The 15,556-nt window shown below is 51.1% G+C and carries 18 protein-coding genes; all 18 read right to left on the bottom strand.

Features of this window, described 5'->3' with window-relative positions; all coding sequences use genetic code 11:
* Nucleotides 1-67: 67 nt before the first annotated feature.
* Nucleotides 68-1,207, bottom strand: coding sequence for a 1-deoxy-D-xylulose-5-phosphate reductoisomerase (locus tag JNUCC32_RS05150; protein ID WP_192571284.1), 1,140 nt, complete (start codon nucleotides 1,205-1,207; stop codon nucleotides 68-70).
* A 17-nt stretch (nucleotides 1,208-1,224) separates the two neighbouring features.
* The gene (locus JNUCC32_RS05145) at nucleotides 1,225-2,025 is read right to left on the bottom strand and encodes a phosphatidate cytidylyltransferase (RefSeq protein ID WP_015736308.1); all 801 of its coding nucleotides are present in this window, start codon (nucleotides 2,023-2,025) and stop codon (nucleotides 1,225-1,227) included.
* Nucleotides 2,026-2,045: 20 nt separating this feature from the next.
* Complete coding sequence (locus JNUCC32_RS05140) at nucleotides 2,046-2,813, bottom strand: undecaprenyl pyrophosphate synthase (RefSeq protein WP_009594721.1); 768 nt, start codon at nucleotides 2,811-2,813, stop codon at nucleotides 2,046-2,048.
* Between the two features lie 73 nt (nucleotides 2,814-2,886).
* The gene (frr, locus tag JNUCC32_RS05135) at nucleotides 2,887-3,441 is read right to left on the bottom strand and encodes a ribosome recycling factor (protein ID WP_009594750.1); all 555 of its coding nucleotides are present in this window, start codon (nucleotides 3,439-3,441) and stop codon (nucleotides 2,887-2,889) included.
* Nucleotides 3,441-4,169 (bottom strand): UMP kinase, encoded by a 729-nt coding sequence (gene pyrH, locus JNUCC32_RS05130; RefSeq protein ID WP_006211297.1) that lies wholly within the window; start codon nucleotides 4,167-4,169, stop codon nucleotides 3,441-3,443. The genes frr and pyrH overlap by 1 nt, the downstream gene beginning before the upstream one ends.
* 297 nt (nucleotides 4,170-4,466) lie before the next feature.
* Nucleotides 4,467-5,117, bottom strand: coding sequence for a translation elongation factor Ts (tsf, locus tag JNUCC32_RS05125; protein WP_009594741.1), 651 nt, complete (start codon nucleotides 5,115-5,117; stop codon nucleotides 4,467-4,469).
* Between the two features lie 234 nt (nucleotides 5,118-5,351).
* Nucleotides 5,352-6,050, bottom strand: a complete 699-nt coding sequence (gene rpsB / locus JNUCC32_RS05120; protein ID WP_009594753.1) for a 30S ribosomal protein S2 — start codon at nucleotides 6,048-6,050, stop codon at nucleotides 5,352-5,354.
* Between the two features lie 238 nt (nucleotides 6,051-6,288).
* The gene (locus JNUCC32_RS05115) at nucleotides 6,289-6,900 is read right to left on the bottom strand and encodes an endolytic transglycosylase MltG (RefSeq protein WP_192571283.1); all 612 of its coding nucleotides are present in this window, start codon (nucleotides 6,898-6,900) and stop codon (nucleotides 6,289-6,291) included.
* Nucleotides 6,897-7,442, bottom strand: coding sequence for a DUF6115 domain-containing protein (locus JNUCC32_RS05110; RefSeq protein ID WP_192571282.1), 546 nt, complete (start codon nucleotides 7,440-7,442; stop codon nucleotides 6,897-6,899). Before JNUCC32_RS05110 ends, JNUCC32_RS05115 begins: the two co-directional genes overlap by 4 nt.
* A 25-nt stretch (nucleotides 7,443-7,467) precedes the next feature.
* A complete protein-coding gene (locus JNUCC32_RS05105; RefSeq protein WP_015736311.1) occupies nucleotides 7,468-7,779 on the bottom strand; it encodes a hypothetical protein in 312 nt (103 codons plus the stop codon).
* A 58-nt stretch (nucleotides 7,780-7,837) separates the two neighbouring features.
* Nucleotides 7,838-9,247 (bottom strand): flagellar assembly protein A, encoded by a 1,410-nt coding sequence (locus JNUCC32_RS05100; RefSeq protein ID WP_096774505.1) that lies wholly within the window; start codon nucleotides 9,245-9,247, stop codon nucleotides 7,838-7,840.
* A 30-nt stretch (nucleotides 9,248-9,277) separates the two neighbouring features.
* Nucleotides 9,278-10,066, bottom strand: a complete 789-nt coding sequence (locus JNUCC32_RS05095; RefSeq protein WP_009594718.1) for a FliA/WhiG family RNA polymerase sigma factor — start codon at nucleotides 10,064-10,066, stop codon at nucleotides 9,278-9,280.
* Between the two features lie 15 nt (nucleotides 10,067-10,081).
* Nucleotides 10,082-10,486, bottom strand: coding sequence for a hypothetical protein (locus tag JNUCC32_RS05090; protein ID WP_009594747.1), 405 nt, complete (start codon nucleotides 10,484-10,486; stop codon nucleotides 10,082-10,084).
* 2 nt (nucleotides 10,487-10,488) lie between these two features.
* Nucleotides 10,489-10,986, bottom strand: a complete 498-nt coding sequence (locus JNUCC32_RS05085) for a chemotaxis protein CheD (protein WP_015736313.1) — start codon at nucleotides 10,984-10,986, stop codon at nucleotides 10,489-10,491.
* Complete coding sequence (locus JNUCC32_RS05080) at nucleotides 10,979-11,572, bottom strand: chemotaxis protein CheC (protein WP_285857496.1); 594 nt, start codon at nucleotides 11,570-11,572, stop codon at nucleotides 10,979-10,981. The genes JNUCC32_RS05085 and JNUCC32_RS05080 overlap by 8 nt, the downstream gene beginning before the upstream one ends.
* 36 nt (nucleotides 11,573-11,608) lie before the next feature.
* Complete coding sequence (locus JNUCC32_RS05075; RefSeq protein WP_009594767.1) at nucleotides 11,609-12,070, bottom strand: chemotaxis protein CheW; 462 nt, start codon at nucleotides 12,068-12,070, stop codon at nucleotides 11,609-11,611.
* A gap of 51 nt (nucleotides 12,071-12,121) precedes the next feature.
* Nucleotides 12,122-14,191, bottom strand: a complete 2,070-nt coding sequence (locus JNUCC32_RS05070; RefSeq protein ID WP_192571281.1) for a chemotaxis protein CheA — start codon at nucleotides 14,189-14,191, stop codon at nucleotides 12,122-12,124.
* Between the two features lie 23 nt (nucleotides 14,192-14,214).
* Nucleotides 14,215-15,549 carry a protein-glutamate methylesterase/protein-glutamine glutaminase gene (locus JNUCC32_RS05065; RefSeq protein WP_192571280.1) on the bottom strand — a complete coding sequence of 445 codons (1,335 nt, stop codon included), beginning with the start codon at nucleotides 15,547-15,549 and terminating at the stop codon, nucleotides 14,215-14,217.
* Nucleotides 15,550-15,556 lie beyond the last annotated feature (7 nt).

Below are 15,556 nucleotides of genomic sequence, written 5' to 3'. Positions count from 1 at the left end.
GTCGTCCACAAGAGAATCACAAGCTGTCCGCTTTTTTTCAAGGGAGATTTCAAAAACACTTCAAAACTTATAGTCGGGAAGCTATTTCACGTGCAATCCGATCATTCTCTTCAATCGTCTCCAGCGCCGGTTCCGGCACGTTATGGTGACTATGCAGCACTTCCTCGATAATCTCTTCGATTCGCAGAAAAGAGATTTCGCCGCGGAGAAAGCGGGCGACCGCGATTTCATTGGCCGCATTGAATACCGTTGGCGCTGTACCACCCATTTTACCACATTCATAAGCGAGCCTTAAACAAGGAAAACGCTCAAGGTCCATTTCCCGGAAGTGCAGCTTTCCTGCTTCTGCCAAGGAGAGCCTTGGTGCAGGCGAAGACCACCGCTCGGGATAAGTCAGCGCATATTGAATCGGGACCCGCATGTCCGGGTTGCCGAGCTGCGCGATAATGCTGGAATCGCGGAACTCCACAAAAGAATGGATGATGCTTTCCGGGTGGAGAAGCACGGAAATATTGTCGTACGGTATGCCGTACAACCAATGCGCTTCAATGACCTCAAGCCCTTTATTGACCATGGTCGCGGAATCGATCGTGATTTTGGCGCCCATGGACCAGTTTGGATGCTTGAGCGCATCCTCCACCGTAACGCTGACCAGCTGATCGCGGGTGTAATCCCGGAACGACCCGCCGGAAGCGGTCAGCGTAATCCGTTCGATATCTTCATGCCGTTCTCCGTTCAAGCATTGGAATATGGCGGAATGCTCGCTGTCGATCGGCAAGAGCTTTACCCCTTTTGCAGCGGCTTGAGCGGTAACCAGGTGACCTGCGGTAACCAATGTTTCCTTGTTGGCAAGCCCGATCGTCTTCCCCTCGTTAATGGCCGCAAGCGTAGAAGAAAGGCCCAAACTTCCAACGACCGCAGTAACGACCAGCTCCGCGTCTGTCGCTGCCGCAATCTCGATCAGGCCTTCATGGCCATGAAACACTTCGGTTCCGGCAGGAAGATCATGCCTTAAACTGTCAGCAAGCTCTTTCGTCGCAACGGACACTTTTCGCGGAGAAAACTCCTGAACCTGCTGAAGCAGCAATTCCTTATTGCTCCCCGCAGCCAAGCCTTCAATCTGAAATTGTTCCCGGTGCTTCCTCACCACATCCAAGGTTTGGGTGCCAATGGAGCCCGTGGAGCCGAGTACGCTGATCTTCTTCATGCTCATCTTTCCTTTCATCAGTAAGGCAGGAGACTCAATATATGTACAAACGGAAATACGACGATCCAACTGTCGCATCGATCCAGTATTCCTCCATGTCCCGGCAGCAGCTTGCCCGAATCCTTGATGTCATACACCCGTTTATAGGCGGATTGCACCAAGTCGCCGAGCTGGCCGATAACGGCGCAGGAAAGCCCAATCAGAACCGCATGTCCAGCCGTCAGGATTCCATCTGAGTAGAATGAAAAGAGCAGCGACGTGAACACGGCGATGATCACACCGCCGAGCGCACCCTCCACCGTTTTGTTCGGGCTTATGGAAGGCCATAATTTATGGCGCCCCATGGCGCGGCCGACAAAATACGCGCCCGCATCACTTGCCCAGATCGAGGCCAGCAGCAAAAAAGTCCAAAATACGCCATGCCCGTCCGGAGCATGCCGAGATTCGGCTATGAAGGAAAATCCGATGCCGATATAGACCGATGCCAAAAACAATAAAGAGATCCGCTTGATATCTATCGTATTTTTCGTGGTCACCGTCGCCAGCAAAAATAAGAGCAGCAGGAGCCAAAGCACATGTTCCCATGGGATCGGAAGTTTCAGATCAAGCGGACCCCATGGAAATACAAGCAGCAGCACTCCCGCATACCCGATCCATGCCGTTCCCCCGAACGGTGCCGTATGGGTCATGCGCACAAACTCATAGTAACCGACTAGCGCCATCGCCAGAATTAGAAGATGGTACCACAGACCGCCTATGAAACATAATCCTAAAAAGACCGCTCCCGCTATAATTCCGGTAATCAATCGCTGTTTCAAAACGTTCCATCCTCCATCGGCTACGACAGTCCACCGTAGCGCCTAGTTCTTTGTTGATAATCGGCTACGGCCTCCACCAAATGGTCTTTGGTGAACTCCGGCCAATAGGCATCCGTAAACCATAACTCGCTGTACGCGAGCTGCCACAACATAAAATTGCTCAGCCGCAGCTCGCCGCTTGTGCGGATCAGTAAATCCGGATCCGGCAATTCGCCTGTGAGGAGCCGCTGGCCAATCAGTTCCTCTGTAATGTCCTCAGGACGGAGAATTCCGTCTCGCACTTCCCGTCCGAGCGCCTTGACACTTTCGGTGATCTCTTTCCGGCTGCCGTAATTGAGCGCAAAGTTAAGCACAAGCCCGTCATTGCCGGCAGTTTTCGCGACAGCTTCTTCCATCGCAGACACGGTATGGGACGGAAGGTCTTCCGGATGCCCCATCATGCGGACCTGGACATTTTTCTCGATCAGCTCTTCCAGCTCAATAGCCAGAAACTCCTGCGGAAGCTTCATAAGAAAATCGACCTCATCCTTCGGACGCGTCCAGTTTTCCGTAGAGAAAGCATACATCGTCAATATTTTGATTCCCAACTCATCGGCGGCTATGGCGGCTCTTTTGACAGCCTTCATGCCATTCTGATGGCCAACGATCCGCGGCATGCCGCGCCGTTTCGCCCAACGCCCATTGCCATCCATGATGATGGCAACATGATGCGGGATGTTGTCCGGAGAGAGCTGATGCGTCTGCTGACTGTCCTCCTGATTCAACCACGATCGAACCCGTTTGATCATTCCATTTCCTCCAGGCATCTTTCTGCAAAAAAAGAGACAAACCCCACCATTGACAGGAGGGGCCACAAGTCTCTTATACTTCCATAATCTCTTTTTCTTTAGCAACGAGGACTTTGTCGACTTCTGCGATAAATTTATCCGTCGCTTTTTGGATATCTTCCTGATGTCTCCGGGACTCGTCCTCGGAAATATCCGTTTTCTCCAATTTTTTGATGTCGTCGTTGGCATCACGGCGAATGTTGCGGATGGCCACTTTCGCTTCCTCGCCGAATTTCTTCGTCATTTTCACCAGTTCGGTTCTGCGTTCTTCCGTCAATGCAGGTACGACGAGACGAATTTGATTACCATCGTTCGCCGGTGTCAATCCGATATCCGATTTCATGATCGCTTTCTCGATATCCGCCAAGGACGACTTGTCCCAAGGCTGAATCATGAGCGTTCTGGAATCCGGCGTGCTGATGTTAGCCAGCTGATTCAGCGGAGTTTGCGCTCCGTAGTATTCCACCGTGATCCGGTCGAGGAGCGCCGGCGCTGCCCGCCCTGCGCGCAGAGTTGCCAAGTCACGTTTCAAAGACAGGATCGCTTTTTCCATGCGTTCTTCTGCATTCTTTTTCACCGATTGCGGCATTAGTCTACACTCCCTTTAACGATCGTTCCGATTTTCTCGCCCAGAACGACGCGCTTGATATTACCTTGCTCCGTAATAGCGAAGACGATGAGCGGGATGTTGTTGTCCATACATAACGATGAAGCTGTAGAGTCCATTACCCCAAGGTTTTTGTTCAATACGTCTAGATACGTCAGCTGCTCGTACTTCTCGGCAGTTTCATCCTTAAATGGATCAGCGGAGTACACTCCGTCCACCTTGTTCTTCGCCATAAGAATCACTTCTGCTTCGATTTCCGCGGCGCGAAGCGCTGCAGTCGTATCGGTGGAGAAGTATGGGTTCCCTGTTCCTGCCGCAAAAATAACGACACGGCCCTTTTCCAAATGCCGAATGGCTCTGCGGCGAATATACGGCTCGGCGATTTGCTGCATGGAGATCGAGGTTTGCACCCGGGTCGGCACATCGATCTGCTCCAAAGCATCCTGAAGGGCCAAAGAGTTCATCACCGTTGCGAGCATTCCCATATAGTCCGCTGTCGCACGGTCAATTCCGTTCGCGCTGCCGGCAATGCCGCGCCAAATGTTGCCGCCGCCGCATACGATCGCGACCTCCACACCAAGCTCGACAACCTCGCGAACCTGCTCAGCGATCGATGAGATCGTCTCAGCATCAATACCATATCCATTCTGCCCTGAAAGGGATTCCCCACTGACTTTCAATATCACTCGTTTATATACAGGCTGTTCCAAATGATAACCCTCCACTTTAAGACGGCGCCTTAAGTATACGACGCCCGTTTGAAAAACGACAGACAGACACACCGGCACTGCTTGACGGTTTATAAAAATCGGGTAAAAACATCCGTCTCAAGTAGAAACTTCTGGTCGTCTAATCAAGACCTAAGTCCATTCTTTCTTGTGAGATAAGGGTAGCCTTTACTCCGAATTTATAACAATCTTATCTCTCTTATGCCTTTATATCTCTTAAAAAAGAAGGAACACAGGTGTGTTCCACTCTTTTCTATAACTTATATTAGCCTATCCGGCTTATTTATTCACCTGGGCCATAACTTCTTCTACGAAGTTGTCTTGTTTTTTCTCCAAGCCTTCGCCCAATTCGAAACGGGCAAAACGACGAATGGAGATGTTCTCGCCGATTGTGCTGATTTTTTCGTTAAGCAGCGTGCTGATCGTTTTGTCCGGATCCTTGATGAAAGGCTGCTCGAGCAGGCAATACTCTTCATAGTATTTGTTGATGCGGCCTTCAACCATTTTCTCAACGATTTTTTCAGGCTTGCCTTCGTTCAGGGCTTGGTTTTTCAAAATTTCTTTTTCTTTCTCAAGCTCGTCACTAGGTACTTCTTCACGACGAACGTATTTAGGGTTTGCAGCAGCAATATGCATTGCGATATCGCGAGCAAACTCTTTAAATTGATCCGTTTTGCCTACGAAGTCTGTTTCACAGTTGATTTCCACGAGAACGCCGATGCGTCCGCCACCGTGAATGTAAGACTCGACAACGCCTTCCGTTGCAACGCGTCCAGCTTTGTTAGCCGCTGCGGACAAGCCTTTCTCGCGAAGCACCGCGATCGCTTTTTCGATATCACCGTTTGTTTCGTCGAGCGCTTTTTTGCAATCGAGCATGCCCGCGCCTGTTCTTTCGCGAAGTTCTTTTACCGCACTAGCTGTTACTGCCATTAGAATTCCCTCCATATTGGTATGATCAAGTTTGGCGTTCGGATCTGAAGCAGCCGTCCTTCGACGTGCCCTCCAAGAAATCCGTACGCTTAAGTATTTGTTTCCCTTGCCCTGCCAGAAGCCTGATGTTTCTACCGCAATCCGGCCTGACATCTTAAAAAAAGGGCAGTGAGAGGTTATACACCTACCAACCACCCTTTTCATTTAATTCATGGTTTATACGTTTAATCCCGATTAAGCTGTTGTTTCTTCGCCTTGGTGAGCTTCAACAACGGCATCGGCCATTTTACCAGTCAACAATTTGACAGCGCGGATCGCGTCATCGTTACCTGGAATTACATAGTCGATTTCATCCGGATCGCAGTTCGTATCAACGATACCAACGATTGGGATACCCAATTTGCGAGCTTCCGCAACAGCGATGCGCTCTTTGCGAGGATCGATAACGAACAATGCGCTTGGAAGGCCCTTCATGTTCTTGATACCGCCCAGGAATTTCTCAAGACGATCTTTCTCTTTGCGGAGAAGGATGACTTCTTTCTTAGGCAATACTTGGAACGTGCCGTCTTCTTCCCAAGTTTCAAGCTGCTTCAAGCGGTTGATACGCTTTTGGATCGTTTCGAAGTTAGTCAGAGTTCCGCCGAGCCAACGTTGGTTGATGTAGAACATGCCGCAACGCTCCGCTTCTTCCTTCACGGAATCTTGAGCTTGTTTTTTCGTGCCGACGAACAGGATCGTACCGTTCTCACCAGCTACGCTTTTTACGAAGTTGAATGCTTCTTCAACTTTCTTGACCGTTTTTTGCAGGTCGATAATGTAGATACCGTTTCTTTCAGTGAAGATAAATTTATCCATTTTCGGGTTCCAGCGACGAGTCTGGTGACCGAAGTGAACGCCAGCTTCCAAAAGCTGTTTCATGGAAATTACTGCCATCTTCACGCACCTCCTAAGTTTGGTTTTTGTGTGTCCCTCCGCCAAGATCATTTTCCATTAAGACTCCCATTCCAGGAAGCACCCTCAACGGAATCACTCTGGCGTGTGTTTTAACACCGTCAATTACTATAACATAACCATGGGCAGGTTGCAATGTCTTTTGTGTGCATGACCAGCTCAAGCCAATCAGGGGCTTGAAGAGTTACGCTAAAGAAAAAAACCACTCTCAACCGGAGTGCTAGTTGGAGGGTTTTGTCGTGATCTTCGTGATAATCGAATTGTAGCTCTCGCCGATCGTAAACGAGTAAGTACCGCTCAGGATTCTGGTGTTGATTTTATTCTCGGTAGCTTTTTTGATGAATGACTGTTTGTTGTCAATGACCCCGGCATTCAGAAGGCTGTTTGCTACATCGCTGAGATTGTTTCCGGATGGAATCTTTACTTGAATAGAAGCTTCGGCTTTAGCCGGTGTTTTCGGTTTGGCCGGATTCGTTACCTGGGAGGAAGCTTCCTGTTTCTTCTGCGCGTCTTCTGGTTTCTCCGGGCTCTCCGGTTTCTCCGGCGCCTCAGGCTTCGTCGCTTCAGGCTTATCGACCGGTTCGGCACCTTCGGACTCGCCTTCTCCCTCGCCCAGCTTCTTCTCTTCCCACTGCTCCGCCGTCATCAGCTCGTCCGTACCTTCGACGACCTGCATATCCAAAGCCTCCGCTGCAGCCACCAGCTGCTCCTTCGTTAACTCCTTTGTCTCCGAAGCGGTTGCGCCTTGGCCGATCCACATCAGCTGCAGCAGCACAGCGGCGATCACAAGACCGCTCCCGAGGCCCATCATAAACATTCGGTTCTTGATCACACGGATTCCTCCTGTTTGGCCAACTGAATAATGAGTTGAACTTCGCCTCGCTGAAGTCCCATGGACTTGGCTATCATATCGATAGATTTGCCTTGTTCATATAAATCAAACAGTTCCGCGTATCTGGATTTGATGGAATGGACCGGAGGGGCATGATCCGCCTCCGATGACGCTGCAGCCGCTCCTGCAGACAAAGAAGCCGCCGCAGCTGCCTGCGCCAGCTTCTCTTCAGCCGTTCGAAGACGCGTTTGCGATTCGGTCATTTTCTGCTCCATGGCCAGCATGCGCTGCCGCAAATCGCTGACCTGCTCCTGATGCGCTTGCTGTTTGGCATCAAGTTCTTTCTTCATTTGACTAACCAGCTCGACCAGCTGCTCGTTCTCGTTCTGGATTTCCGCCATGTATCCTTCAAGCGTGTTCTCGACTTCCTTTACAACCCGCTCGCTGGACACGGTCTCTTCCCGGCGTTTCGGCAGCATGAAAGCATACAGCACGGCCGCAATGCCTAGCAGCACGATATATATCCACGGTTTCAAATCCATTAACTCCTTTGTGCCTATAAATTATCTAGAGCGAAACATCGAAATTTTTGCCTTTATAGGGGTGCTCCGCCGGCTGTTCCAAAGTCTCGCCCGCTTCTGCAGACCCCCGCCCTTGCTGCTGGCCTGAGGACTGGCGGCTCCCGTCATCCCGCACGGCTGTTTCGGCCGTCTCGCTCACTTCCGTGCTTCGCTGGGCTTCGGCCCGGCTGTTCTTGGTTTGTTCACCTGCTAACAGCATCTGTTCGTTCTGCGGCCGCTGCTGGAATTCGTTATGAACCTTGCCCGCTTCATTGGTTCTCGGGACCGCAATTTGCATCTCAACCGATTTTAAACTCAATGGAATCACCTCATGGTATAGGGATCATGTCCACAAGCATTGTGAATGTCTTTCATTCCTACAACAACGGAACCATGGTGATATCTCCTTCATGATAGTAAAAAGAGACCCGCTGCGTGGGATCCTTAACAAATCGGGTGTACCGCCCGATGACGATTTTGGCGCCGCCGTAGATCGTCTTTACCACATTCACTTTGGCTTTGCCGGTATCCTCCAGCATCTTCTCGATTTCCAGCATGCGTTCCTTGATGTCGGCTTGCTCTGCCATGTTGGATTTTTTGGTCGCATTCAGCTTGATTCGCAGCGCCAGCTTGTCCGGCGACAATTGTCCGGAGGAAGCCAACTGGTTCAAGAGATAAAGCGCTTTATCGGTTTTGTCCATGCTCTCTAATGAAAGCTTCAATTGGGCTCTTAGATCCGCCAGTTCATTCCGCAGCTCGGGAAGAACGCCCACTTCAATGACGGTAGCCGTCGACATGCTGTTTCCGATCGTGCGCGCAACGACCTTTTCCCCGGCTTGCAGAATGCCGCCCACTACGAGCCCTTTCATCCCGTTGCATTCGATATTCTGGACAGCACGTATATTGGAATGCATGATGCTCTGCGACACGAATACGCTGGCGCCCGCAACGACGTTGCCATCCTGAATGAACGAGCTTTTGACGTCCTGGCCCGCCTTTACGTAACCCTTGTTATAGCCGATGATCCCGCCTGATATATCAATGGATCCTTCAGCCTCCAGCTCGGCACCTTCCACAAAGCCCGTGACTCGAATGTCCCCTGCCGCCTTGATTTTGAACCCGGTCAGCACATTCCCGCGAATGACCACCGTACCGACAAAATCGATATTGCCAATGCTGTAATCCACGTCCCCGTTAATCTCATATACCGGGAACACATTGATTTTGCCTTTTTCGGTTTTGGTGAGCAGTCCGTCAAGCGCGGCGTACATGGCGCTTTTCTCGGCGTTGACCACCACGTTCTTCCCCACCTTGAAATGTGCTTCCTTTCCCGGCTTGCTCGGTATCTCTTCGCCGGTGACCGCAGTTCCAGGCACACCCTTCGTAGGCGGGATTCGGGTAGCCAACAGCTGGCCCTTCTTTACATTATTTAAACGAATCACTTCTTTGAAGTCCACTTTGCCGTCCTCGTCCTCCAGCGGCTTCAGATTCGTCTCATTCCCGAAATCGACGGTAAACTGAATTTTACCGTTCTGTCCGTGCGTCGGTTCCGTTCCCATGGCAATCGGCGTTCTGCTATATTGATATTCCTCCCCATGGTCCGCGATTCGCCGCAAGGTATCATATTGAATGCCATACCGAATCTGATGGCTTCTGAGAAACTGTTCAAGAGCCTCGACGGAGCAAGAAAAATCCTTCTCCCACTTGGTGAACTGTATATAGGCGACGACCTTGTCATCCGATAGCGAAACGCTAAAGTATTGATCCAATGCATAATCTACAGACAATCCAGGAACCCCCTTCATAAATGGCAAGCGTCAATCGTTTTGCATCAGCAAATCCCGATCTTTATCGAGCGCGCCCCGAAGTCTCAAAATCGCTTTGGAATGAAGCTGAGATATTCGTGAAGGTGATAGCGACATCACTTCAGCTATTTCGCTGAGTGATAAATCCTCATAATATAATAAGGAAACTACGGTCCGCTCTTTCGGGGTTAATTTACCGATACCCTTCATCAGGGCTTCTCGCAGATAAAATTCATGGACCTTGTGATCCGGATTCTTCGCTTTCTCATCAACCAGGAGCGACATTCGGGTCTCAGACTCCTCCTCGCGGATCGGATCTTCCAAAGATGTCAATGTCATGACCGCCACTTCCTGCAGCATGTGCCGGAACTCCTTCTCGGTCACGTCAAGGTAATCGCTCATCTCGGAATCACTGACGCTGCGTAAATACTTCTGTTCCAACTGCTGATATGCAGTTTCAATCTTCTTCGCCTTCTCACGGACAGAACGCGGTACCCAATCCCCTTGGCGCAGCGAATCCAGAATAGCACCCCGCACCCGCCAAGAGGCATAGGTTTCGAATTGCAGCCCTCGTTTGTAATCGAACTTCTCGATGGCGTCAATCAGACCCATTACCCCATTGCTGGCCAAATCTCCCTTAGAAACGTTCTTCGGAAGACCGATGGCCAATCGGCTTGAAACATAGTCAACGATGTGCAAATGATATTCGATAAGTTTCTTCTTCGCTTCATGGTCTCCATCTTCCTTCCATGCGCTCCATAAATCCGCATGGTTAAGGACGGAAGTTTTACGTTCGTCCAATTGCCTTCACCCTCCTTATTTTTCCGTAAGGTGACGAACGGCCTTGGCCAGTTCTTCAGGATCTTTCGTTGAAACCAGCTTAGGAGGATTCAGCGGTACAAAGTCTCCATTCTCTTTGCTGCTGGATTCGGCATGGATCAAATCCATCAATTCCCGATCCTCATCAGGCGTGGATAAGTCAAGAACGGTTCCTCGGTCCTGCTCCCGCTGCGAGCCTGCGTCCCCTTTTTCGGCTGCTCGCGGCCCCGTAATGGCAGCAAACATCCAATTCAGCAGGAACGCCAGAAGAAACCAGATCGCGCATGCAATCAGCGCCCGATACATGCTAGTCATCCACAAATTGTTACGTATGGAGAAAATAAATGTGAACACAAACCCGGCAATTCCGGTAATCAGATAAAAACGGAGTTTTCCCATCATCGCTACAATTCCTTTATGCCCTTTTGTACGCTTCGTATTGTAAACTTACCCGTTGCGCAGTCCAACTCAACGGTTCTCCCGTAATTTCCTCCGGTGTCCTCGGCTATCAGCGTGATTCCCATCTGCTCGAGTCCCGCTTTGCATGACTCCACATTCCGGGGACCGATGCGCATCGTATCGCCCGAACCCGCAAAAGCAAACATCTGAGCCCCTCCGGCCATTTTGGCTACCATCCGCGCCGGAGACGCCCCCAAATTCCTCATCTTGTTCAGCAGGATCGGAAGAGCCGTATCGGCGTATTTGGCCAGATTCAGCTGCCCCTCCCTGGCAATCGCCGAGGATGGCAGCATGACATGCGCCATGCCGCCAATCTTCGTGACCGGATCATATAACGTCAGTCCTACGCATGAGCCGAGTCCCGTTGTACGCAATATACCGTTTGGACCTGCGACGTTCAGATCCGCCATGGCTACTTTCACTATTGCTTGTTCTTCAATCATGCTCTAAAGGCACTCCCAAAGCTTCGAATATTTGAGCAAATGATTGTGGATCAGGTATGAGGAAGAATTGGCCTTCCACCTCGTTTTGCCCTTCCAGGAACGTCGTGTTGATTAAGAGGGCATCGTCTCCCATTTCTCCGAATTGCAGCAATCCATAACTCAGGATGGCACCTGCCATATCCATTGCCAATGCCGGCACCGTGGGTGTCATGGACAGATTGGTGAAGTCAGCGAGCGACGATAAGTACGAGCCTGACAAAATATTTCCGATCTCGCATAAGGCGGACTGCTCCATCTCGGAGAATGGCTCCTCCTCCGATACTTCAATGCCCGCCAGATTCAGCAGAAGGTTCTTCCCCGCTTCCGGACTCATAATAAAGAAGAGATTCCCCGGAGCGCTTCCTTCAACCCGTAAAAATACGGCAAGTACGAGCTGTTCGCTCCCCCCGACGCTTTCGGCAATCTGTTCGAACGGCAGGAGTTGAACCTTAGGAACCGCCATATCAATAGGCTTGTTAAGCAAACGGGAGAGGGCGGTTGCCGCATTGCCCGCTCCGATGTTTCCCACTTCCTTCAAAACATCCATTTTGATTTCTTTGCCATGCTTAAACAGCTCCACTGTCTACTCCTCAAGGCCTTCCAGCTGAATGATCTCACTCTTGTTCAACACTTCGGACAAATTCAGCATGACGAGAAGGCGCTCCTCTCCTACCTTCGCGACACCGCGAAGGTATTTCGCTTTAATTCCGCCGACAACCTCAGGTGGAGAGTCAATGCTGTCCGTATTCAGATCGATGACATCACTTGCCGAATCCACGATAAAGCCAACCTGCATATCATTGACCGCTACGATAATAACCCGTGTCTGATCGGTTGCTTCAACCTCTTCCAGACCGAATCGGCCGCGCAGATTGATCACTGGGATGACGACGCCTCGTAGGTTGATAACCCCTTTTACGAAAGCAAAGGTTTTGGGAACGCGCGTAATGGGCATCATTCTTTCGATGGTTTGAACCTTGTCCACCTCGATGCCGTATTCTTCCTCGCCAAGTCTAAAGACGATAACCTTGATTTCTTCTCCCATGAATAAGTCCTCCTTCAGAATGTGTGGCCTGCCGTGCTTGATAGCAACCCATTATTTGATAAATGCATTTGCGTCGATAATAAGAGCCACTTGTCCATCTCCAAGAATGGTCGCGCCGGATACCCCTTGTATGGCAGGCAAATATTTGCCCAGGTTTTTAATGACGATTTCACTCTGTCCGATAAAATCATCGATGGTGAGCGCAGCCAAACGATCCCCTTTGCGGATCACAACAATCTCCGTTTCCTCTTCCCGCTCCTCATCAAAATCCGGAACTTCAAACAAACGGCTAAGCGAGATCACCGGTATCATCGACTCCCGGAACTGAATCATGCGGCTTCCGTGCACATGTTTGATTTGCCCGCGCTTGATGATGCCCGTTTCAACGATGGAAGACAACGGAATCGCATATTTCTCCGATCCCATCCGGATCAGCATGGCTGCAATGATGGACAGCGTTAATGGAAGCTGAACCGAAAAATTAGTGCCTTTTCCCGGGGTGGAGTAGATCGTGACGTTACCGCCCAAGGCAACAATCTTCGATTTAACGACGTCGAGCCCTACGCCGCGGCCGGATACATCCGAAATTTTCTCGGCCGTGCTGAATCCGGGAGCGAACAGCAGCTGATTCACCTCGTCATCGGTCATGGACGCTGCCTCGGTCTCCGTGACGACGCCTTTGGCCAGCGCATTCTTCAAAATTTTATCGCGGTAGATGCCGCGCCCGTCGTCTTCAATCTCGATGAACACATTGTTGCCGCTATGGAACGCGCGCAGGTGCACGGTACCGGTCTCCGGTTTACCGGCTGCTATGCGGTCGGCAACAGGTTCGACGCCATGGTCAGCCGAGTTCCGCAGCAAGTGGACCAGAGGGTCGCCGATCTCGTCGATCACCGTGCGGTCCAGCTCCGTGTCGGCCCCGGTAATAATCAAGTCGATCTTCTTGTCCAATGTTTTGGCAAGGTCCCGCACCATCCTAGGAAAACGGTTGAATACCGTATCCACTGGCACCATGCGCAGCTTCAGGACGATATTCTGCAAATCGCTGCTTACGCGGCTCATATGCTCAACCGTGTCCGTCAGCTCCTGGTTCCTGGACTCGCTGGCCAGCTGCTCCAGGCGCACCCGGTCAATCAGAAGCTCGCTGAACAGATTCATCAATACATCCAGCCGTTCGATATCGACCCGGATCGTTCTGGAAGGATTGCCTCCCCCCGCATTACGCGCAGGTGCCTTGGATTCTTTGGCAGGCGCCGGAGCGCTTTTGGCTTCCGTTGAAACCCCGGCCGCCGGAGCTACAGAAGGAGCTTCGGGCTTTACCGCTTCGGCTGTAGCCGCGCTCTCCTGAACCATTTGCTGCAAGGATTCATGATCGAGCGCCACCACTGTCGCAGCTTCAATCTCTGAAACGCCCAGAATCTGGCTTTCAATATCTTGCGTTTCTCTTTGCGTTATGTAATACAACGAAAATACGCGATCGAATTCACCTTGTTCAATCTCTTGAACGTCCGGATAGGTCTTGACGATTTCACCGGATCTCTCCAGCGCTTCGAATACCATGTAGGCCCGAACCGCCTTGAGTTGGCAATCCTCTCGCAATGTCACTTGGATATATAGAACCTTATGACCTTCTGAAATCGATTGATCCAGCACGGAAAATTGAAACTCATCCAATTCGATTCCCTGAACGGCCACAGCGGCGTTATTCCCTTCGACAGATCCCCCGTTAGCCGAGGCGCCTTCTCCGCGCACAATGGACTGCAAGGAAGCTACAATAGCGGACACGTCCGCCTTCCCGTCGCCGCCTTCGGTAATATCCTGCACCATCGATTCAAGAGCGTCCAAGCTTTTGAAGAGCGTGTCAAAGATAAAATCCTGCATCTTAAGCTTTTCGTTCCGGACAAGATCCAGCACGTTTTCCATCTGGTGGGTAAGAGAAGCCAGATCCTCAAATCCCATCGTTGCCGCCATGCCTTTCAACGTATGAGCCGATCGGAAAATAATCTGTACGATCCCGATATCGTCCGGGTTGCTTTCTAATTGAAGCATGTTTTCATTTAATGATTGCAGATGATCATTTGACTCATCAATAAACATTGTCAAATATTGATTCATGTCCATTGAGAGACACCTCCTCTTCAAGTTCACTTTCCGTTATTTACAGCTTGAACCATCCTCGGTGCAATTTCATGAAGCGGCAAAACGTGGCTTACGCATCCCAGCTCGACGGCAGATCTCGGCATCCCGTATACGACGCAGGTTTGCTCGCTCTCGGCAAAGGTGGATGTCACGCCGGCATCGTAAAGCTCCTTCATCATTCTCGCTCCATCGCTCCCCATGCCGGTCATCAGAATGGCGTGCCGCGTGACCGAGGTCAACGGCAGCAGGGATTCGAACAGCACATCCACCGACGGGCGATGGCCGTTGCGAGTCTCATCCTGGCTTATCCTGATTTGGTATGCACCGCCTTCCGAGCGATGAACCCTCATGTGGCTGCCGCCCGGAGCAATGTATGCCTTGCCCGGCTCTAATACCATGCCGTGTTCTGCTTCCATGACCTCCAGCTGACTGAATGAATTCAGGCGCTGGGCAAGCGATTTGGTGAAATTCGGCGGCATATGCTGGACGATGACGATCGGGGCATGGAAGTCGCCGGGAATTTTCTCGAGAAAAGCTTTTAATGCTCTTGGGCCACCCGTTGAACAGCCGACCGCCACCAAATCTTTCAGGTCAGTTGACGGCTGGGCATTTGCCTCTCTCGGCGGGCGGCTCTCGTTCTTGGGAAGCACGGCTGGGGCCGACTCCGCTTCATTTTTGCGTTCAACCCGTTTTCGCTTGAAACCGGAAAGCTCCGGTACATCCGGGAGAGCCGCCTTCTCCCCGGCCGAGCGGGAAACCGGCATGCGAAGCGGTTCAGCCGGCTTGCCGCGCTGATCCGTTCCTTTGGCCGCCGGTCTCGTTTCTTTCACCTGCGGCTTCTTTTTCGGCGTCGTCTCAGAAGGCTTTGGCGAAAGAGGAAGCGTGATGTCCGCACTCCGCCGTTTCTGCTCTTCTTCTTCCCACAAGGCCCTCCGCTGTTTAGCCTGCATCGCCGCATTCAGCTGCTTCATCAATTCGGAACGCACCTGCTCAATATCAAGCGCATTCGATATGGAAGGCTTTCGTATAAAATCAAACGCTCCTGCCTCGAGGGCAAGAATGGTCTCCCTCATGCCTTGTTCATTAAGGCCGGATAACATGATAACCGGACGGGGTCCCGCATCCATAATGAGTTTCAAAGCATCCAGCCCGTTCATTTCCGGCATTTCTACATCAAGCGTAATGACGTCAGGATTCAGTTCCTTTACTTTCTCAACAGCGTCAAGCCCGTTCTCGGCTGTCCCGACAACCTGGAAAGACTTGTCGCGCTCGATGAAATCGGAAAAGATTTTCCTCATAAATGCGGAATCGTCCACGACGAGCACACGAAAAGGCTTCATAGATGTC

The organism is Paenibacillus sp. JNUCC32, from assembly GCF_014863545.1.
Classification (GTDB): domain Bacteria; phylum Bacillota; class Bacilli; order Paenibacillales; family Paenibacillaceae; genus Paenibacillus_AQ; species Paenibacillus_AQ lautus_A.
The sequence above is the reverse complement of the archived record's forward strand: the minus strand, read 5'-3'. Positions and strand labels throughout refer to the sequence as shown.